The sequence below is a fragment of the Aquiflexum sp. TKW24L genome (assembly GCF_023502205.1).
GTDB lineage: Bacteria > Bacteroidota > Bacteroidia > Cytophagales > Cyclobacteriaceae > Cognataquiflexum.
The window spans coordinates 58,410-79,530 of sequence record NZ_JAMFLG010000021.1; the positions used below are offsets into that span (position 1 = coordinate 58,410).

Sequence of the window (21,121 nt, forward strand, 5' to 3'; positions counted from 1 at the left end):
ATCTCTGCGGTAATCTCCGCCCTAGTGTCGTATTTCAACCTGTGTTTTTCAAACCGCTTGAAAGAGAATTAATCATACTGAGGAGCTTTACCAACATCTTGTCTTTTTCTGCACTGTTGTCATCCATTTCCCTCCACTGCTTCAGGTAGTTGATATGCAGCTTGTGGAGGATTTTCAGCTTTCCTTCTCTCCATTTCAGGTTGTCGTATTGCCCTTCCCTTCTGAAGGCAGCAGGTTCGTCAAAAAGCTCCCCGATCAGCCTAAAGCCATTTTCATAATCCTTCAGAATCTTATCCATAAACAAGTCTCTATCCGCTGCATTCCGAACAAGTTCTGCATATAGCTTCATCATTTCGACATGCGAGAGGATCAGGTTGGTTTCTGTCTGAATGATCAAAAACTTGAAAAAAGTCCAATCATTGACCATCTTTTTCAAATCATGAAAAGCTTCGGGTCTTTCTTCCTTCAGCTTTTTCAAAGCTTCCCCAAGTCCATACCAACCCGTAAGTGTAATCCTTGAAAGGTTCCAGCTAAACACCCAAGGAATCGCCCGCAAGTCCGCGAGCGTCCGGGTACCTGTTCTCCTAACAGGCCTCGAACCGATTTTACTTTTTTCCAATACATCTATACAAGTTGCTTTGCTGTAAAAATCGATAAAGCCCGGTGTTTCAATAAAATCTTTGTAGTGCTCAAATGATTTTTTGGACAAAAACTCCATGGTTTCAAATGGAAACGTCGCATCGCTTGTATTGTGTTTGCTTTGGATAGTTTGCTTGGCCACACCGGAGGTCAAGGCATTCAGGTTGTAGGTGGCTGTCAGAGGATTTCCAAATTGCTGCGCGACAGTTTCTCCCTGTACCGTAATTTTGATGGTGCTGTTCACCGTATTGGCTGGCATACTTTCCAAAAACCGGTGGTACTTTCCTCCACCCCTACTGATAGTTCCTCCTGTTCCATGAAAAAAGTAAACGCCTGTATTGTTTTTTCTACCCACTTCCGCCAGCTTTATTTCTGCTTTGAAAAGGTTCCACTTACTGGCAATCGTACCCCCATCTTTGTTGCTGTCGCTATAGCCCAACATCACTTCCTGTTGGTTTGAAATGCCGGCAGCCCGTTGCCGGGTAAGGGGATGTTGGAGAAATTTGTCCAAGATCCCAGGGCCGTTATGAAGGTCTTCGATGGTTTCCAACAGGGGAACCACCTTGATATGGGTATTGAGCAATTGGGTCTCGCGCATCAACAGGTAAACCACAAGCAGGTCACTGAGTGTTCTCGTCATACTGATGATAAAAGAACCAATACCCTCCGAGCCATATTGGTTGATATGATGCCGGACGACTCTGTAACAGTCCAACACATTGTCTGCTTCAGCTCCATAGGACACTGTAGTGTCTGTAATCAGGGAATGACTTTGCAGAATTTTGTTGAGATAGGCCACCCGTTTTTCTTCTTCCCAATTTGCAAAATCAAAATCTTTCTCGCCATTTGATTGCAAAATTTGGGAGACGGCTTTGTCATGAAAAGCACTGTTTTGTCTGATGTCCAATTTGGCAAGGTGGAATCCAAAGCAATGAACAGCGCGCTCAATCGGAAAAAGTAAATCTTCAGCTATCCCCTGCAAACCATTTTCATTGAGTATTGCTCTTAAGGATTTCAGGTCTTCTGTTAAGGTTTTACTAGACCTATAATGTGACTCACTGTCTGCATTTTTTTCAGAAATGGTATTCTCCAATTGCAATAGCATCAGGCTTGCAAATTGTCTCCAAGGCTCATAAGGGTTCCTTTGTACTGCCTTCTCTCCTACTTCGCCCAATGCTTTTGATTTTTTCATCACCGCTTCCGACAATAGAAATGGCACAGGATTGCTGACGGCAGATACGGAAAGTTTGCTAGCCAAAATCCCCAGTTGCGATTTGATCAGCGAAAGGGCAGCATGTCTGTGAAGCAACAGCGTTTCCTGCGTGATTCCGGGTGTGACAAAAGGATGCCCGTCTCTGTCCCCGCCCACCCAACTTCCGAAATGGATTTTGGGAAAAGAATCCGGGTTTTTAATTTTATGCGGGTCAAACCCCATTGCAATCCAAGAACCCTTGAGTTGCTGGTCACTTTTTTCCAAAACGGTTGGAAAAATGTTTCTCAGGTAATAAACGGTGTTTGCCCTTTCGTCCCGGATATTGGGTTTTTCGAGGTAAATCTCTCCTGTTCGCCACCATCTCTCTAAGAGGTGGATGATCTTTGCTTCAATCAAATTTTGCTCGAGCTTGCTGAGGGACACATTTTCCCGTTGTACCAAAAGCAAATACAATTCCCGGTGGATTTCTATCACAGTGACCCTTTTGGCTTCTGTGGGATGTGCCGTCAGTACCGGTATCACACTTGCCTGGGAGATGGCATGGAGCATTTCGTCCTCTGCAATGCCTTGGTCTTTCCAGATTTTAAAAGCCTCCGCCCATGAACCCCTGATGGATGTGATATCGTCCTGGTTTTCCATTTTCCTCCGGTATTGGGTCGCAGCATTTTCTTCCACCATGGTCATCAGCTGAAAGTAAATACTGAGCGATTGGATCACCTTATCGATGGGTAGCGCGTTGTCATCGATTCCCGCAAAATCCTCTGGATGGCTATTGATCAAAGGAATGATGTCATGCTCGTGGATCCGGTGTAGCATTTCTACATAACAGCCAATCAAAAAATTTCTGCTTTCGGTGACATTCTGGAAGGGACTCTCTTGCTTAATCATAACCCAATCTCGTTAATTTGCTAACACAAAAATCAATAGTAGAAAAATAGATTTAGATAGCTTATAAAACAAGAATACTTTTTTATTCCAGTGTGAATTAAAGGTTAATTATTGTCTGCCTGAGTGGACGCTATATTTAATTCAAAATTCATAATTCTGAATTATACACCTTTCACCCCTACCTAATACTACATCCCGAAAATTACTTTCTAGCAAAAATCACCTGTATCACCATCGAAAATCCCATCACAAAAATACACCCAATGGCATTATACCATAAAAACCCGATGTCAATCGGAATCCCAAAAAGCGATTCACCGTTTTTCCAATGGATCAACAAAATCAAAGCTTGGGAAATTAATGCAGCGATAAATACCGCATGTCCCTTCACCCACTTCAAATAAAAACCTACAAGGAAGATGCCCAAGATCGTCCCATAAAAGAGTGAACCAAGCAGGTTGACAGCTTGGATCAGGTTTTCAAACAGGGATGCATAGATGGCAAAGAGGATCGCAAAGCCGCCCCACAATGCTGTAAACCACTTAGAGGAAACCATATAGTGGTATTGGCTTGCATTCTTCACGATAGAGCGTTTGTACATGTCTATGGTCGTGGTCGTTCCTAAGGAGTTGAACTCTGAAGCGGAAGAAGACATAGCAGCACTGAAGATCACAGCAAAAAGTAACCCGATAATGCCTTTTGGTAGGTAATCCATCACAAAGCGCATAAAGATATAATCCGTATCCCTAGTGACTGCAGCTGCGTCATTGCGGACGATCAGGTCTTTCACTTCATTGCGGATAGTTTCCTGGTATTGGCTTTTCTTTTGGATACCGTCTTTGGCCATCCCTATACCTGTTTCATCTTCTGCCTCTACAGCTTTGAGCAAGGATTGGATGTCTTTGCTCTTTTCCTGAAAAACCTGCGTAAACTCATCCTGCAAAAACCTGTAGTCTTCCTTCAGCGCACTGTTTTCCAGTTGCTCGGTCTGTTGTTTGTTGAACACGACCGGTGGTTGGAAAAACTGATAGAATACAAACACCATCACGCCGATAAAGAGGATGACAAACTGCATCGGAACCTTGAGCAGGCCGTTCATCATCAGACCCATCCTGCTTTGTGTGAGTGAACTTGCTGAAAGGTATCGCTGCACCTGCGATTGGTCTGTTCCAAAGTAGGAAAGAAAGAGAAACAATGCTGCGGTCATACCAGACCAAAAATTATAGCGGTCGGACCAGTTAAACTCAAAGTTGACCACGTTGAGTTTTTCCATTTTGCCCGCCACATGCAGGGCTTCGGTAAACTTCACCGGAAGCATATAGATGACCAGAATTCCTGCCAAAAGCATTCCCCCCATCATCACACCCATTTGTTGCTTTTGGGTAATGGATACAGCTTTGGTACCGCCGGAAACGGTGTAGATAATCACCAGCACCCCAATAAAAATACAGGTGAAGGTAAGGTTCCAATTCAACAAAGTCGAAAGTATAATCGCCGGAGCATAGATCGTAATCCCTGCCGCCAAGCCTCTTTGAACCAAAAAAAGAAAAGCTGCCAAGGTCCTCGTCTTCAAGTCAAATCTAGTCTCCAAAAACTCATAGGCAGTATAAACTTTCAGTTTGTAATATATTGGAAGGAAAGTAACAGAAAGGATAATCATTGCCAATGGCAAACCAAAGTAAAACTGGATAAAGCGCATCCCATCCTCATAGGCTTGGCCTGGTGTACTCAAAAAGGTGATAGCCGAGGCCTGGGTCGCCATGATAGAAAGTCCGATGGTCCACCAATTCATATTGGTATTCCCACGAATATAGCTATCCATATCCTGCTTCCCTCTCGTCTTATACACACCATATCCAACGATGGCCAACAAGGTTCCGAAAAGTACAATCCAGTCTAAGCCACTCATGCGAAGTGATGGGTTAGCCAGTAAAAAAAGACAATCAATCCGCCCAAAGTCAGCATCAGGCCTATATACCAGTTGTTCCAGTTGATGTTATCTTTCATTTTCCTTGCTCAATCAAGTTGACGAATAATTTGACAGCCCCGGGAACGCCCGCAGGCAGCTGACGGAACCAGGAAATCCCAGAATAGGTATAAGTACCCGCTCCATATTTGGTATGGATCAAAGAACCATGGAAGAATTCTTCCCCCGGATCTTGAAAAGCAATCGGGGCGCTGTAATTCGCATCCCAATTTGCAGTGAAGTAAAGTCCCCTTTCCTGCACCCATCCTTCAAAATCCTTTGCTGTGATTTTGTTTGGTCCAGCCAAAATCGGATATGAATAATCTACCTTAATCGGAGAATTTTCGACAGTCACCCTTTCTCTTGATATTGAAAATGGATAAGGGCCAAGATCTTTGGTCAGCAATGGTGAACCGGTATTGTACTGCACAATTAGGTTCCCGCCTTCTTTCACGTATTCCATCAATTGGTCCACATTGGATGCAAGGGCTTGATTGACATTGAATGCCCGGATACCAATGATTATTGTAGAAAAGGCCTTAAGCCTGTCTTTTCGGATATCGGAATCTTCCAGAATACTAACCTGATAGCCAAGGTTTTTCAGTAACCCGGCCACATCGTCTCCGGCACCGTTGATGTAACCGATCTTTTGACCGGATACTTTCAGGTCTGTTTTTACCACACCCAATGAGGTACTGGTAAAATAAGTCAGGTTGGGTATGTGTTTGTATGAAATCCTTTTGGTGTCCTGGTTGAATTCCCTGCCGTCTTTGGTCCTGAATGTCACCAACACCTGCTTTTTCTCCTGATCAGAATCCAAAATGTCGAGGGTGTAGAGCGTCCTCTTTCTTCTTTCATCCTTTTCAGCGCTTACAATGCGGTAATGATTAGCTGCCAAACCATTTAATTTCAGATCCCCATCTAATATCTTGTCTCTAAAATTCACCTCTACATGGAGTTTTTGCTCTGCCCCATTGACAAGAAAAAGGTTTGCTTTGTCAAGGTGTACGTTGACCTCAGGCACCAATGTAAATGGCTGCTTTACCTCACCATCCACCTGATCATTGTATTTGTATTGGAGTGGGAGCTCCATCCTGATTTTTTGTGATCCTATTTCGAGGGAAACAACACCCGTGATACTTGCACTATTGTTGGGCTTTCCGATTTTCTCGGGTTCTGTGATATTGAACAATGCCCCATCCAGCGGTTTTTCTAACCAAAAAGGTTGGGAAACAGGATAGTCTTTTGGTATCTGGATTTCTATGGGCAAAGTCAGAGGAACATTAGCATTAATATCTCTATTGATTGAGGTATTGAAAAGAAGTCCATCAAATGACTGGACCAACACCACAGATTGTGCAGGGTTATTGATGACGAATTCTGCGTTGATTTTCTCGCCAGGATAGCCAATTTCTTTCTTGATATTGAATTCCGCCATGATGCCCAAGGTTTCCAAAATCAGCCCATCAAGGAAGATTTTTTTCTCGGTCAGCCAAATGGCTGAGGATTTTTGGGAATCAAGGAGTGTTTTGATTTTCAACAGGCCTTCAAGGTTTTTTTCAGGTTGGACAAAGTCAAAACCTTCGAGAACCGCTTTGATGGCCATGGTGATTTCAGTCCCGTTTGGAAGTTCTTTCCAGCGGCTTTCTATCGCTTCAAAAGGATGGGATTTAAATGGAGTACCTTTGATCAATTCGATAAAGTCATTTCCTTGACCAATCTGTGAGGTCGATCCGAAGCCTTGGGATTTGTGCATGGTCCTGCTGTCTGCAGCGATCTTGGAATAAGTCGTTCCAAGCAAGGGATTGTACTCACCCACCAAAAACTTATGATAAGTTTTTCCTTCTTCGGGTTCGTATTGGCCACCCCAATTGTAGGCATTCCAAAACACACTCTTGGGCTGCCATACAGAGACATATTTGAGTTGCTCCGGAAAGGCATTCTTGTCGGCGGCGAGTTCAAATGCTTCCACAGAAAGCATTGCCGAACTAGTGTGGTGCCCATGCGTGGTGCCGGGTATGGTATTGAACCTGTTGAGAATGACATCAGGTTGATACTTACGGATGATGAAGACTACGTCTGAAAGGAGTTTCTTTTTATCCCAATTGTTGAAAGTTTCGTCCGGGTTTTTGCTAAATCCAAAGTCCAAAGCTCTGGTAAAAAATTGCCTGCCTCCATCTGTTTCTCTTGCTCTCAAAAGCTCTTGGGTACGGATCATACCCAATTCTATGCCCAATTCACTGCCAATCAGGTTTTGACCGCCATCTCCCCTTGTCAGGGAAAGATATGCTACTTCGGCATGCTCAGCATTGGCTAGGTATGCAATCAGTCTCGTGTTCTCATCATCAGGATGCGCCGCAACAAATAATATCCGCTTGGTCTCTTGGAACCTAAGGAGGTTATGGTAAATCTTTGAAGAAGAGTTGGATTGGGCAAAAATCGGAAATACGAAAAGGTAACATAAGCAAAATAGCCAGTACTTTTGAATCTTCATGTTTTTCAATATTTGGGTAAAATGTAAGGCAAGCAATTAGCAAAAAAAACTATTTTTTATATCAGTGGGTTTTGGCCGTTGTTAAAATTTCTTAATGATTATCACCTATTGAACCCGTTTTCACTATTAACAATGAATTACCTATCCTTAACTAATGAACTATCGTCTATCAACCATGGACTGTCAATATCTATTCTTATCCTTAAAAATAGAGTAGCCTATTGTCCATTCAAAAAAATCAGCCCTGAAACCATGTGCTTTGAGAGTGATGCCGGCAAACATTTGCTTGGAAAATCTGTATCTGACACCCACCCTTTCATAATAAGCACTAGGTTCGTCATTGAAATAATTGCGGTGCATGTAAACCCCTATTCCTAAAGGAATTGAAAAATTTCTTTTTAAAACCCATTCTCCTGAAGCGACAAGGGCAAAGGAGGCTTTATCCATAAACCCGGTCTTTTCCCAATTGCCTGGCAAAACCCCATTGTCTGCATAAAACATATCCACACCCAATCCATATCTTAACTTATAGCCTCGCTGTTTGAGGTAATTGACACTGAAACCCCATTTCAGGTAGACATCACCGCCGATTTCATAATTTTTGGCCCCCACAGAAGTCCATACATTCACATGGCTGTTTGGGATGTACTTTGGGAAATCAGACAAATTGGATTTGTCAAAATAAGCCCGGTTGAGGGCTGACTTTAGACCGATAGAAAAAGGAATAAAATTCAGACCGGAATTGGGCTTCTTGATCGAGCCATTTGAAAAATGCTTCAGCCCAATTGCCGTCTCTAATTCAAGCCAAGGCGAAAGCGCATAACGCATAGAGAACCCGACATGGACATACCCGTTTTTATGGGAACCAATAAATTGGTTTATCGGATTATTGTCAGGGTCATATGGTTTGAAATTAAAAGCAAGCCCAAAAGCCGCAAAATAGCTATAACTCAGTCTTCCTTTGAGATAGGTTTTGGTAAAAGGAAGGTCCGCATAGGCATAGAAGGCATTGGGTTGGCCGATATAGTCATTTTTGAAGGTTGTTGTATAAAGTCCAAAACCATAGGTCGGATACCTGTAAATCTGGTTATAGATATTTTTTCGGGTATTCTTAAACCCAAGCCGGAGATCAAGTGCAGTGTAATTCAACCCGTTGTTGATGAATTCTCCCCAATCGGTATTCTTGGGAATCATAGGACCGGTTTCCATCAATAGGCTGAGGTGCTTTTGGAATATTGGATTATGGATTGTGGTATCTAGAGATGAAAAAGCATTGGCAAAATAGACCGGAAAAACCAAGAGGAAAATCCATCCACTGACCAAAGGTTTTGAAGGCATTTAAAAAGGATTTTTTTGTTTGGGTCTTCAAAAATGAAAATTTAAACGGTGGAAACAAAATGAATTGGCGTTAACAAAAAAAACCGCCATTTCTGGCGGTTTCCAATATCAATTTTTAGTAGGGATAATTACTTTTCAGCCCAATCGGCTCCTAATTTAGCGACAAGCATTTTATTATACTTATCAACCTCAGAAGTGTTTTTCAATCTTGAATGGATGTTAAACAAAATCTCCATTATTTCAACATTATCTGGTTTTAAAGACAAAGCTCTTTCGAAATAAGGAACTGCTTCAGCATACAATCCTTCAGCTGTCTTTGTCATTGTAGGTGCGTTTTTCTCCCATTCATCGTCCGAAAGGTCATTGATTTTTGCCAAAATTTCTCTTGCTTGATCAAGGAAGATCGCCCCAGTATAGTAGTTGCCCTCGAAGAAATTTGGATCAGCTTCCACAGATTTTTTGTACTCCGTCAAAGCGCCAGCCATATCGCCTGACTGCTCTAAGAGGTAACCGTATCTTAACAGAAGACCGGCATTATTTGGATCATCTACCAATGCCTCTTTGACTGAAGCCATAGCCTCTTCCATTTTGTTCATTTGCAATAACAATTGAACTTCGAATTCAGAAAGGGTTTTGTCTTCAGGATAATCTGCCCTAGCACGCGTTACATATTTGTAAGCCTCTTCTGGATTCTTATCTTCCGCACTGATGATTTGGATCAACAGGTAGTAAGAACTCAACTTGTTATAATCTTTGTTTTCAATCAATGTGATGAATTGCTTCTTTGCATCATCATATCGACCCAGTTCGTTGGCAATATAACCAGCATTAAACATAGCGGTAGTATCTGTAGGATCGATTTCGCTCATGAGGTTAAAAAACTCATATGCCATATCTATGTCCTCATTTTCGTAACTTTCCGCAGCTTTATTGAAAGTCTGGTTTTTTAAGGTGTAGAGTGAATAGGGTCTGAGGACTTCTGGAAGATCAGGAAGATCTTCTTTGTTAACTTCTTTACCTACTTTACTCTCCTTGCTGTTGCCGGACATTTCCATAGCTTTATTGAAATTCTGGAGAGCACTTCTTCCAGTTTCTACCGTGGACATGGCGTTAGTAGAATCAAGACTGTACTGCTTTGTCAAGATCTTTGCTTTCAGGAGTGTTGTTTCCGGATTATCCTTGGTTTCAGCATTTTCGAGGGCAGCATTTACCTCTGATATCGCAACTTCAAGATCTCCTTTTTTGAAGTTCTTTTCAGCGGAACTGACCACTTTCTTTTGGGCAAAAGCAACAGTTGCAAATGCAACCAGTGCCATTGATAAGATTACCTTTTTCATTTGTTTTCTTTTTTGCTAATTGTTTGGTTCTGTATTGGTTTCAATTATAAAGTATTGGATTATGATTCCGGAGTAGCTTCTACCTCGTCCTCTTCGTCCCTAGTGATTTTTTCAACTGAAGAAATCTCATCACTTTCGCTTAATTTAATCAACCTTACCCCCTGTGTAGCCCTTCCCATTACTCTCAACTCAGACACTGGAGTTCTGATTGTAATCCCTGATTTATTGATGATCATCAAATCATCACTGTCTACGACTTCTTTGATAGCTACAAGGTACCCAGTTTTTTCCGTGATATTCATGGCTTTTACACCTTTTCCACCCCGGTTGGTAATCCTGTATTCCTCTATCAAGGAGCGCTTTCCATAGCCTTTTTGAGAGACTACTAACAGTGTAGCATCCTCTCTCGCTGCACATACCATGCCAACCACTTCGTCATTAACATCCGTTAACGTTATTGCTTTGACACCGGTAGCAGTTCTGCCCATCGGTCTAACTTTAGACTCATGGAAATGGACTGCTCTGCCTGATTTGGCGGCGATGATAATATGGGAATCCCCTGTGGTCATTTCCACACGGAGCAATTGGTCATCTTCTCTGATATTCAGAGCGATAATTCCATTTGTCCTTGGTCTGGAATATTGCTCTAAAGTAGTTTTTTTGATGATACCTTTTGTTGTAACCATCACCAAAAAATTATTGGTGATATAATCCATATCGTTTAAATCACCCACCTGGATAATTGACCTAATTTTATCTTCTGAGGTAATATTAATCAGGTTTTGGATCGGCCTTCCTTTGGTAGCCTTTGCTCCTTCGGGGATCGCATAGGTTTTAAGCCAAAACAACTTACCCAGATCAGTGAAGATCAACAGGTAATTATGGGTAGAAGCTGTAAACAAATATTCTGTCCAATCATCCTGTTTGGTGATGGCACCTTTGGAACCCACTCCCCCTCTTCCCTGAGACCTGTACTCTGTGAGTGCTGTCCTTTTGATATATCCTTGGTGAGATACGGTGATGATGACCTCCTCATTTGGGATCATATCCTCATAACTGAAATCTTCAGCATTATGCTCTATGGTTGTCCTTCGGGCATCATTATACCTTTCTTTGATCTCATTGAGTTCATCCTTGATGATTTGCATCCTGCGTTCTTCACTTCCCAAGATATCTTTGAGGTCAATGATCAATGTCATAATCTCATTGTATTCATCCTGGATTTTATCTCTTTCCATGCCGGTAAGACGCTGCAATCGCATGTCCAATATGGCACGGGCCTGAATCTCACTTAAAGTGAATCTTTCCATCAAACCATTTCTGGCTGTTTCTGGATCCCTTGAACTCCTGATCAATGAAATCACCTCATCAAGGTGGTCCAATGCAATCAGGTAACCTTCCAAGATATGGGCTCTTTTTTCGGCCTCACGGAGTTCATATTCTGTCCTTCTGATGACCACTTCATGCCTGTGATTGACATAGTGGAAGATCATATCTTTCAGGTTGAGCGTCTGGGGCCTTCCTTTAACCAAGGCGACGTTGTTGACTGAAAAAGAGGTCATCAGCTGCGTCTGCTTGTAAAGGTTGTTCAATACCACGCTTGATATAGCATCCCTTTTCAACTCATAAACAATCCTCATTCCCTGACGGTCGGATTCGTCCCTAATAGCGGAAATGCCATCTATTTTCTTTTCATTGATCAGAGCTGCCGTTTTCTCGATCATATTGGCCTTGTTGACCAAATAGGGGATTTCAGAGATGATGATAGCTTCTCTGCCGTTGTCTTTGGTTTCGATTTCAGCCTTGCCTCTCACGACCACTCTACCTCGGCCTGTTTCAAAGGCTGCTTTTACGCCATTATAGCCATAGATAATACCTCCTGTAGGAAAATCCGGGGCTATGATATATTCCATGAGTTCAGGGATGGTAATATCCCTGTTTTCAATAAATGCAATGATTCCACTTACAACCTCTCCCAAATTATGGGGAGCCATGTTGGTGGCCATACCTACTGCTATGCCGGAAGATCCATTCAAAAGAAGCGCAGGGATTTTGGCTGGCAAAACAATCGGTTCTTTTAAAGAATCGTCAAAATTGAATTGAAAGTCTACTGTTTCTTTGTTGATATCAATCAGCAATTCCTCTGCGATTCTTTTAAGCCTTGCTTCAGTGTAACGCATGGCCGCGGGATTATCTCCATCCACGGACCCAAAGTTACCTTGTCCATCTACCAAAGGGTATCTTAAGGACCAAGGTTGGGCCATTCTGACCATGGTCTCGTATACTGCTGAATCACCATGGGGGTGATATTTACCCAATACTTCTCCAACTATTCTCGCAGATTTCTTGTAGGGTTTATTGTGCATGACACCCAATTCCTGCATGCCAAAAAGTATCCTTCTGTGAACAGGCTTAAGGCCATCTCTTACATCAGGTAAAGCTCTTGAAACAATGACTGACATCGAATAATCGATGTACGCTCCTCTCATTTCATCCTCAATATTAATGGGGATTATATTCTCGTTTTCTCCTTGCGCCATATTTTAAAAGGTGATCAATAAGCCTGCAAGTTAATAAAAAGAATACGGTTTTAAAAAGGTAAAGCGATCTTGTGGTGGGTTTTGATTACGCATCAATACCACTGTCCCACCCTTCGGTTTTGTTGTTGCCAAATCGAACTCCCTCGGTACTCTACTCCTCCATGCAAGTGCTTCATTACTACCCCACAACCGGGAACTTTACATCTTTTGGTACTAGGGAGGCTGATCGATAAACCAAACTGAGCAAAAAAAAGATTTTGACCAATGGTCTGGAATTCTTCCTGAATTTCGGTCTGGAAATTGTAGTTTCTAAATTCTGCTCCTGTTTTGACAAAAAATCTGGTGTATTCCGAAAACTCTTTTTCAATCCTCAGGGCAATATTGAAAAATGACTGGTTATCGGTATTGATCGAAGGATCGAAATTCTTCCTCATGTAGACATTCCCAAACTCGCTTTCTGCAACGAATCTCCAAGGGTATATCTGCCTGATTCTCTGGTTTTTTTCGGACTGCATCATGAGGTTATTGGAATCAAAAGCTTTGTATTTCCATTGGAGAAATTTGGCTCTCTTCCTGGCATCATAAAGAACCAAACCAATCGACCCAAAAGCCCTATCCAACGTGTAGCTTGGCTGCTGAAACTGGAATTCCAGATCACCCGATCGCAGATTAGCCATCTGTCCAAATTCCCTTCCATAACCTGCACCGAGGGTCAGGGTATTGAAAAAGTTTAATTTTATGGCAGCATTGATCGGAATAGCAAAACTGCTTCTCGCAAAAGTCAGGGTATCACCCGGATTTACGCTTTGGGGTACATCCGGATTTTGAAACTGCCGGATAGGATACAAAGAAGGTGAGGAGGAATTAAACCCCATTTTGTTGGTATGGAACGAGCCTCCTGAAAAAACTTCAAAACTGAAATTTCCAATGGCATTTCTAAAAACATTCCCAATGTTGCTTTGACTCTTTCTGGTTTTTGATTTTGCCCTGGAATCCAATCCAAAAATATCATCGTCCTGACCATGAACAAGGTGGATACACAAAAACAAAACGCAAATCAGAGCAAATGATTTTTTCATATGGATGATAACGAGGGCGAAATTAAAAACAATACCTTGACTAAAGCAAAAAAGGCCTCCAATATTGGAAGCCTTTTCAATTTATGCTGACTCAAAATATTATGCTTTTCCATCTTCTGATTCCCGCTTTTGTTTAAGCTCTGAAATCAAGTTGTTGATTTTCTCATTTAGACTTGGATCAGCAGATTTCGCTTTCATGATCTTATTATAAGTTCCTGCTCCCAATTTCTCAGAATCTTTGATGAATTCAACTTTATAATCTCTTACTGATTCACCCAATGAATCCATGAAATCTTGAATTCTTTGAAAGGAGGCTTTCTCTTCATCTGTAATTTTTATTTCGGTAAGTTTATCATCCTTACCCCATGCTGCTTTGATCTCATTGTACCTGCCGGCTCCGCCCAAAGTAGAATCTCCTTTGATCATTTCCACCAACTCTTCCTGTTTCTCAGCTAAAAAATTTGCAACAGATTCCTCCATAGTAGCAAATTTCAAAATCTCTTCTTCGGTCACTTCCTCTGTCGCCTCTTGCGCGAATGAGTTAAAATTTATCAATCCAGCAATTAGGAATGTCAATATGATTACTCTTTTCATTTTTAAAATGGTTTTGGTTAAGATTTAATACGGAAACTTTATCCAATAAACGTGCTAGCCACCTCTATTGCAACCATAACAACTCAAAAAATTCCTTAAAAATTGTTGAATGGAATATATCTTTTATAAAAGGGAGTCAAAATTTTATCTTAATCAAAGACTCTTAAGTTCACGGATAGTTTGTATTGGGTCCTTGGCTGTGAATACAAAATTACCTGCTACCAATACATCTGCTCCTTCAGCAATGAGTAAGGGAGCGTTAGCTAGGTTTACTCCTCCGTCGATCTCTATCAGCGTAGATGTTCCTTTTTTATAGATCAAAGACTTAAGCTGTGATACTTTTTCGTAGGTTCTCTCAATAAATTTTTGTGCGCCAAAACCGGGATTGACAGACATGACACACACGAGGTCAATATCCTGAATAACTTCCTCCAAAAGACTGATAGGTGTGTGAGGGTTGATCGCGACACCTGCCTTGCAACCCAAACCTTTGATCGCCTGCAGTGTTCTGTGCAAATGGTTACAAGCCTCCAGGTGAACTGAAATAATATGTGCGCCCGCTTTTTGAAAAGCTTCCAGATACCTATCGGGATCGACTATCATCAGATGCACATCCAATGGTTTGGTGGCATGTTTGTGAATGGCTTGGGTAACAGGAATACCAAAGGAAATATTTGGCACAAATACCCCATCCATGATATCTACGTGGATGTAATCAGCCTCAGAGGCATTGAGCATTTCTATTTCTCTCTGGAGATTGGCAAAGTCTGATGCCAAAACGGAAGGGGCAATTTGAACAGGCATGAAAGAGCTGGTTAAGGAAACTGCCTGCAAAGGAAATAAAAAAAGCCGTGGCTTCTTACCTTTTCAATAATTTTGTCCTTTTGACCTCACGGCCTGATTGCATCTGGACCAAAAACATCCCCTTTGGAATCATGGGAAGACTGATTTCAAAAGGTTGGTCCACAGATGCCCTTTGGATCTCAATTTTTTGGATTTCCGCACCATTGACATCATATAAGGAAAATTCACCGGCAAGACTTTTCCCAAATTGAACAAAAAGGTCTCCTCCACTCAAAGGATTGGGATAAACCTTGAAATCACTTTCTTTTCCCAAAGTCAAAATGCTCAAAATCTCTCCAAAATATGCTTTTGAAAAATCAGGAATACCATAACCTAAAAGATTATCAGGGTTATCATATTGGCTTGAACTCCTCAAAATATATTTGATCAAATCATCTTTGGACCAATCTGGACGCGCCTCCCACAATCCGGCAGCCAAAGCAGCGATTTGTGGAGCGGAGAACGAGGTGCCATTGGAAGGGCCTAACGTTCCATTTGAACGGATTACCTGTGCGCTGTTGCCAAAAGCAGAAACTTCAGGCTTGAACCTACCATCAGCGGTCGGACCCTGTGAACTGAACCCTGCCCTGACAAGGTCGGAATTGACTGCGCCTACTGATAAAATCCCCTCGGCATCAGCTGGGGCAATAATCGAAATAGCACCTCGGGAACCATAATTCCCGGCACTGTTTACAACCAGAATTCCTTTGGTAGCAGCTATGCCTGCACCAATGGTGACAGTGGCTGTTTTGCCATCCAGATCGGCTTTGGTATAGTCCATACTTGGATCATCAAAATCCCAATAACCCAAGGAACTGCTGATGATATCAACTCCAAGACTGTCAGCCCAAGAAGCTGCTCGAACCCAGTTGTATTCTTCAATCCGGTATTCGGTGGGTACGTCTTCAGTAATTGCCAAAATATATCTTGCCTCAGGAGCTCCGGATACGAGAAGGTTTTCCTGATTGGCAGCGATCAAAGACATTGCATTTGTCCCATGCTGGTTGTAATTGTAAACATTGCTGTTACCCAGATGTACAAAATCACCGGTAGCTACTATCTGATTATTGGTAAACAAATGTGAAAAAGCAGGAATGGTATTGACTCCGGGGAAACCTGCATCAAAAACCGCAATCATAATCCCACTTCCTTTGAAACCTTCTGCATGCATGGCGGGAATGCCTATCAGGTCATTTTGAAAGTCATAGGGTGTTGCTTCAGTTTTTGAATTTGACTTAAAAGAGGAATTAAAACCGACTTTATTACTAATTCCTATTCTTGCAGCCGAACTCATGCCAGGAGCTGCCAAGACCACCTTCTCTACATAGGGCAAGGCGGCGATTTCAGAGATTTTTGCCGGATCAGCTTCTACCAAGCTTGCATTCATCCAATTGATATGGTAAAGGACTTTTGACGATTTCGAGGCTAAACCTGAAACATATTTTGATGAAACAGGCAAGTCAAGACTGTCAATTGGTATATCAAATCTAGCTTTTCTTTCGACAGCTTCTTGGGATAAGAACTCAGAAGGTCGGTTTAAAGAATATGAATCTTGAGGCTTATATTTAAAATGAACGGCATACCTATTTTGCCCATAAGAAATGGAAACAACCAAAAAACAGCAAACTGAAAATAGAAAACGATTAAAGTTTGCCATACTCTTTTATTTTTAAATGGGTCAACCTCCCTGAGTCGACGATCATTTTTCCTAGACAATCATTTCTTGAGCAATAGGTAAAAACTTCATAGTACTGCTCTACCAAACCTATTCCTTTGGCAAATACTTCATATCGGTTATCCCTGAATGTAATTTGATCATCTTCCTCTTCCTGAAGGACTTTCAATGATTTGGAAAAAGATTGGGAACCAATGTCTGTCTTACCCAAAAAAGAAATTTCATACTCATCGGGATTACCGGAATTGAAGATTTGGGCATCCCAAGTTTTATCCAACTCAGGAGGAAAAACCAAGTTTACCGTCTTTTTGTTCTCGAAGGTCCTTAATAAGGTCATGTTTCGGTATTGCATCAAATAATTCCCGACAATTTCCCAGTTGATTCCATTAGTCGATTTTTCCCTGGCCAACACATAAACCATCTCATTTTCGACATTAAAATAAGTGTAAATAATCCTGTCTTTCAGAAAATAAGTACTGCTTTCTTCGTCAGTTTCACCAAATACAATGGTTTCATTCACCTCATATTCCCAAAATAATCCCACTTCAAGTGGTTGGTAGTCCATACCAAAATCAGTTTTTGGCTTCTCTGTTTCGGTACACGAAAACAAAAGAGCAATCAGGCTAAGAAAGTAAAGTGGGTGAATCTTAAGCATAAGCATGTTCTAAGCGTTGCCAAAAATACATTTTTAACCTGAAATTTTTACCTTAGCAGCCAAAATTCATTATCCCATAAGCATGGCTCTCCGTTCATTTGTAAAATTAAGTGCAGTAACAAACCTATCTGACGCAAGGTATTGCGCAGGAATGTATGTCAACATGATAGGTTTTGACTTGGAAGAAAACAGCAAAAACTATACCTCACCCCAAAAATTCAATGAAATTACCGGATGGCTCTCAGGAGTTGATTTTGTAGCAGAATTTGAGAGTTCACATCCTGAAAAAATCCTGACTCTCGTCAACGAATACCAAGGCATCAATTTTATTGAAATACAGGAAGAGATCCATTTGAGGATGTTAATCAATTCTTCTTTTGGAATTATTTTCAAAAAAGACCTGAGATCTGAGGAAGATTTGGATGACTTGATTGCAAAGGCAATGTTTTTTAATGATTTTGGAGTAATACTCCACCTTGTTTCTCATAGTCTTGAAATGAATGATACTCTTATCCAAAAACTAAAGGTCTTGGCAGAATCTGTAGAAGTCCTGATTGGATTTGGAATCGAGCCTATGACAGTCCTAAGCTTGCTGGAAAAGACGGGAGTAAAAGGAATAGCCCTTGAAGGAGGGGAAGAAATCAAACCTGGTTTGAAAGATTTTGAAGAGTTGGCAGATATATTGGAAGTTCTGGAATTAGAGGATTAATAGGGTATTGGATTAAAAAATGCTAGAAAAAGAGAAAATTGCCCTAGACTTCATGGCCATTCAGGACCACATCTGTCAGGAATTGGAAATGGAGGATGGGAAAGGAAAATTTAAGGAAGACAAATGGACCAGGGCAGAAGGCGGTGGCGGACGTACCCGAATCCTCCAAAAGGGCAATGTCATAGAAAAAGGCGGAGTGGCGTTTTCTGCAGTGGAAGGGCCTACACCTGACAAAATCCTCCAAAAACTCAAGCTTGAAAAAGCGGACTTTTACGCTACCGGGGTATCTATCGTCATTCATCCCGAAAGCCCGATGGTGCCGATCATCCATATGAATATCCGGTATTTTGAAATGAGCAATGGCGTCAGTTGGTTTGGCGGTGGGATCGACCTCACTCCCCATTATGTTGACATGGACGACGCAAAGTATTTTCACCAACAGGTAAAAGCCACTTGCGACCAATCAAACCTAGATTACTATCCAAAATTCAAAACTTGGGCCGATGACTATTTCTTCATCAAACATAGGAACGAAACTCGGGGAGTCGGAGGGATTTTCTTTGACAGACTGAGCCCACATGATGCCAATGAGAAGGATTCGGTTTTTGAATTTGTCAAATCTGTCGGGTACCTTTTTCCAAAAGTTTACCGCTACCTCATGGCTAAAAACAAGGCCTTGCCCTATGGCGAAAATGAGAAAAAATGGCAGGCACTCCGCCGTGGAAGGTATGTTGAATTCAACCTTGTGTGGGATGCCGGGACGAAGTTTGGCTTAGATACCAACGGTCGGACAGAAAGCATCCTGATGAGTATGCCCCCGATGGCCAACTGGGAATACATGCATCAACCTGAGATGAGATCGAAAGAAGCCTTTACCCTTGATCATCTCAAAAAGGGGATTGATTGGATTAATGTTTAGGGTGGTTAAGGGTTAATTGGTTAAGGGTTAATTGGTTATTTGTTTTTAGGTCCCTGAGCTTGTCGAAGGGTTGGTTATTTGGTTAATAAAGTCCATGAAAAGGTTAGAAAGTAGGTTACATCGGTCATCGGTCATCCGTCATCTCACAGTTCCTGCCAATTGAAATTTGCTCAGTGAATCAAAATCTCATATCTAAGAAAAACATGCTAGAAAAGATCAGCGAATGGGATGAGGCTTTGTTTCTGTGGTTAAACCAATACCATGTAGATTTTTTGGATCCTATCATGTACTTTTTTACCCAAACTTATCCCTGGATTCCATTGTATATTTTCTTGATTTTCTTAGTTTGGAAAGCCCATGGCAAACAGGGATGGTGGGTGATTTTGGGTGTCCTGCTTTCAGTTTTGCTTGCTGACCAAATTACCTCAGCATTGATGAAGCCCTTTTTTGAAAGGCTGAGACCCTGTCATGAAGTCATCTTAAATGGCATGATACATAATTATGGCAAATGCGGGGGCATGTATGGATTTGCCTCCTCGCATGCTGCCAATAGTTTTGCGGTTGCGACAGCCATGTATTTGGGACTTTCAGTCAGATTCCCTACAGTTAAATGGCTTTTTCTCTGGGCCGTTCTTTTTTCCTACACCCGAATTTATTTAGGTGTTCATTATCCCGGAGACGTATTGGTCGGCGGATTGGTCGGAATTCTTTGTGGACTTGCTTCATACCATCTTTTCCAAGCAGTTTATAACCGTGTGAGGCTTGCAAGGAATCTGGGGAAAATCAAAACTGACTAATTATTCGCTATACCCTCGGATGATTCTTTGGATGTATTTGCCGATAACATCGAATTCCAGATTGACCTCATCCCCTACTTTCAATTCATGGAAATTGGTATGTTCATAGGTGTAGGGAATGATAGCCACGGTAAATTTTCCGTTTTTTGAATTGAAGCAAGTGAGACTTGTTCCATTGATTGTAATCGAACCTTTCTCCACCGTCACATTCCCCATATTGGGATCAAAAGAAAAGTCAAAAATCCAAGAACCATCCTGTTCGGCGATCCGGTCTACTTTACCAACCTGATCTACATGGCCCTGTACAATATGGCCATCAAATCTTCCATTGGCAGGCATACAACGCTCAAGGTTTACTTTCCTGCCTTTCACCCATGATTTGAGATTTGTTTTTTTCAATGTCTCATCAATGGCAGTAACCCGGTAAGTTTGATTATCGATAGCCACAACTGTCAGACATACTCCATTGTGGGCTACAGACTGGTCTACTTTGAGATCAGAAGTAATTGGTGAAATGATATCAAAATGAACATTGCTTCCTTCTAGGGTGGTGTCAGTGATGGTACCCAAAGTCTCTATAATTCCTGTGAACATATTTTTCAATCTAAGAGTCAATATTTCAGACAATAAGCTTCAAAGCTTAATTTTGGCTTCAAATTAAGCCAATATATCCCTTAACTTAGCACCGATTACAAAAGTTTCCCTTTACCATCCACCCATGTTAAAATTAGAGGATAGCTACCGCCACAAAGGTCAGAGAAAAGAATTGGTGAAAATCATAAGGAAAAAAGGGATCAAAGACGAAGCCGTTCTAAATGCCATCAACACTCTCCCAAGGCATTTTTTCTTTGATTCGGCCTTGGACTCGCACGCTTATGAAGACAAGGCTTTTCCCATCGGTGAAGGTCAGACGATCTCCCAACCCTATACGGTCGCTTTCCAAACAGAACTGTTAAATATTAAACCGGGCGATAAAGTATTGGAAATCGGCACCGGTTCAGGATATCAGGGCGCTATCCTACATTTATTGGGAGCTGATGTTCATACCATTGAATACCAAAAAAAGCTTTTTGACAGGACCAAGAAATTTATGGGTAAGCTGGGAATCCAACTTCATTTTTATTTTGGCGATGGGTCCAAAGGGATGCCCGAGCAAGCGCCATTTGACAAAATCCTGGTAACGGCAGGCGCCCCTGTGGTTCCTAATTCTTTGTTGAAGCAATTGAAAGTTGGAGGAATTCTGGTGATTCCGGTTGGAGACAGAAGAACCCAAAAAATGATGAAACTGACCAAAATCTCCGATACAAAAATCGAACAGGAGGAATTTGACAACTTTGCCTTTGTTCCACTGTTAGGAATGGAGGGTTGGAAATAACCAAATTTTATTCTGAATTCAGAGACTTTATTTTTCTCTGAAAGAAAAAGGTTTTGTATT

At 41.6% G+C, this 21,121-nt stretch carries 16 protein-coding genes; 4 read left to right on the forward strand and 12 right to left on the reverse strand.

Going from position 1 to position 21,121, the window contains the following annotated elements:
- Positions 1–34: 34 nt before the first annotated feature.
- The 11 genes from M3O96_RS14280 to M3O96_RS14330 all read right to left on the reverse strand — a co-directional run bounded on the left by M3O96_RS14280 (position 35) and on the right by M3O96_RS14330 (position 17,261).
- Positions 35–2,740, reverse strand: a complete 2,706-nt coding sequence (locus tag M3O96_RS14280; protein ID WP_249721579.1) for a phosphoenolpyruvate carboxylase — start codon at positions 2,738–2,740, stop codon at positions 35–37.
- Positions 2,741–2,942: 202 nt separating this feature from the next.
- Positions 2,943–4,649, reverse strand: coding sequence for a sodium:solute symporter family protein (locus M3O96_RS14285; RefSeq protein ID WP_249721582.1), 1,707 nt, complete (start codon positions 4,647–4,649; stop codon positions 2,943–2,945).
- A 94-nt stretch (positions 4,650–4,743) separates the two neighbouring features.
- Positions 4,744–7,200, reverse strand: coding sequence for a PIG-L family deacetylase (locus M3O96_RS14290; protein WP_249721584.1), 2,457 nt, complete (start codon positions 7,198–7,200; stop codon positions 4,744–4,746).
- 183 nt (positions 7,201–7,383) lie between these two features.
- Positions 7,384–8,538: an acyloxyacyl hydrolase gene (locus tag M3O96_RS14295; protein WP_249721585.1), complete on the reverse strand. Its 1,155-nt coding sequence runs from the start codon at positions 8,536–8,538 to the stop codon at positions 7,384–7,386.
- Positions 8,539–8,666: 128 nt separating this feature from the next.
- On the reverse strand, positions 8,667–9,875 hold the full coding sequence (locus tag M3O96_RS14300; RefSeq protein WP_249721586.1) for a tetratricopeptide repeat protein: 1,209 nt from the start codon (positions 9,873–9,875) through the stop codon (positions 8,667–8,669).
- A 59-nt stretch (positions 9,876–9,934) separates the two neighbouring features.
- Positions 9,935–12,415, reverse strand: a complete 2,481-nt coding sequence (gene gyrA, locus M3O96_RS14305) for a DNA gyrase subunit A (protein WP_249721587.1) — start codon at positions 12,413–12,415, stop codon at positions 9,935–9,937.
- 92 nt (positions 12,416–12,507) lie between these two features.
- Positions 12,508–13,494: a hypothetical protein gene (locus M3O96_RS14310; protein ID WP_249721588.1), complete on the reverse strand. Its 987-nt coding sequence runs from the start codon at positions 13,492–13,494 to the stop codon at positions 12,508–12,510.
- Positions 13,495–13,593: 99 nt separating this feature from the next.
- The gene (locus tag M3O96_RS14315) at positions 13,594–14,088 is read right to left on the reverse strand and encodes a hypothetical protein (protein WP_249721589.1); all 495 of its coding nucleotides are present in this window, start codon (positions 14,086–14,088) and stop codon (positions 13,594–13,596) included.
- A 153-nt stretch (positions 14,089–14,241) separates the two neighbouring features.
- Positions 14,242–14,892, reverse strand: coding sequence for a ribulose-phosphate 3-epimerase (gene rpe / locus M3O96_RS14320; RefSeq protein WP_249721592.1), 651 nt, complete (start codon positions 14,890–14,892; stop codon positions 14,242–14,244).
- Positions 14,893–14,947: 55 nt separating this feature from the next.
- Positions 14,948–16,588, reverse strand: a complete 1,641-nt coding sequence (locus tag M3O96_RS14325; RefSeq protein ID WP_249721595.1) for a S8 family serine peptidase — start codon at positions 16,586–16,588, stop codon at positions 14,948–14,950.
- Complete coding sequence (locus M3O96_RS14330) at positions 16,575–17,261, reverse strand: hypothetical protein (RefSeq protein WP_249721597.1); 687 nt, start codon at positions 17,259–17,261, stop codon at positions 16,575–16,577. Before M3O96_RS14330 ends, M3O96_RS14325 begins: the two co-directional genes overlap by 14 nt.
- Positions 17,262–17,343: 82 nt before the next feature.
- Between M3O96_RS14330 and M3O96_RS14335 the strand changes: the two genes are divergently transcribed.
- The 3 genes from M3O96_RS14335 (at position 17,344) to M3O96_RS14345 (ending at position 19,686) form a co-directional block, all read left to right on the forward strand.
- The gene (locus M3O96_RS14335; RefSeq protein WP_249721600.1) at positions 17,344–17,970 is read left to right on the forward strand and encodes a beta/alpha barrel domain-containing protein; all 627 of its coding nucleotides are present in this window, start codon (positions 17,344–17,346) and stop codon (positions 17,968–17,970) included.
- 19 nt (positions 17,971–17,989) lie between these two features.
- Positions 17,990–18,889 (forward strand): oxygen-dependent coproporphyrinogen oxidase, encoded by a 900-nt coding sequence (gene hemF / locus M3O96_RS14340; protein ID WP_249721603.1) that lies wholly within the window; start codon positions 17,990–17,992, stop codon positions 18,887–18,889.
- A 203-nt stretch (positions 18,890–19,092) separates the two neighbouring features.
- Positions 19,093–19,686 (forward strand): phosphatase PAP2 family protein, encoded by a 594-nt coding sequence (locus tag M3O96_RS14345; protein WP_249721605.1) that lies wholly within the window; start codon positions 19,093–19,095, stop codon positions 19,684–19,686.
- Here M3O96_RS14345 and M3O96_RS14350 read toward each other — a convergent pair whose 3' ends face one another.
- The gene (locus M3O96_RS14350) at positions 19,687–20,280 is read right to left on the reverse strand and encodes a riboflavin synthase (RefSeq protein WP_249721607.1); all 594 of its coding nucleotides are present in this window, start codon (positions 20,278–20,280) and stop codon (positions 19,687–19,689) included. It abuts the gene before it with no gap.
- A 124-nt stretch (positions 20,281–20,404) separates the two neighbouring features.
- On the opposite strand from M3O96_RS14350, the gene M3O96_RS14355 reads away from it, so the two are divergent.
- A complete protein-coding gene (locus M3O96_RS14355) occupies positions 20,405–21,061 on the forward strand; it encodes a protein-L-isoaspartate(D-aspartate) O-methyltransferase (protein WP_249721608.1) in 657 nt (218 codons plus the stop codon).
- Positions 21,062–21,121: the final 60 nt, after the last annotated feature.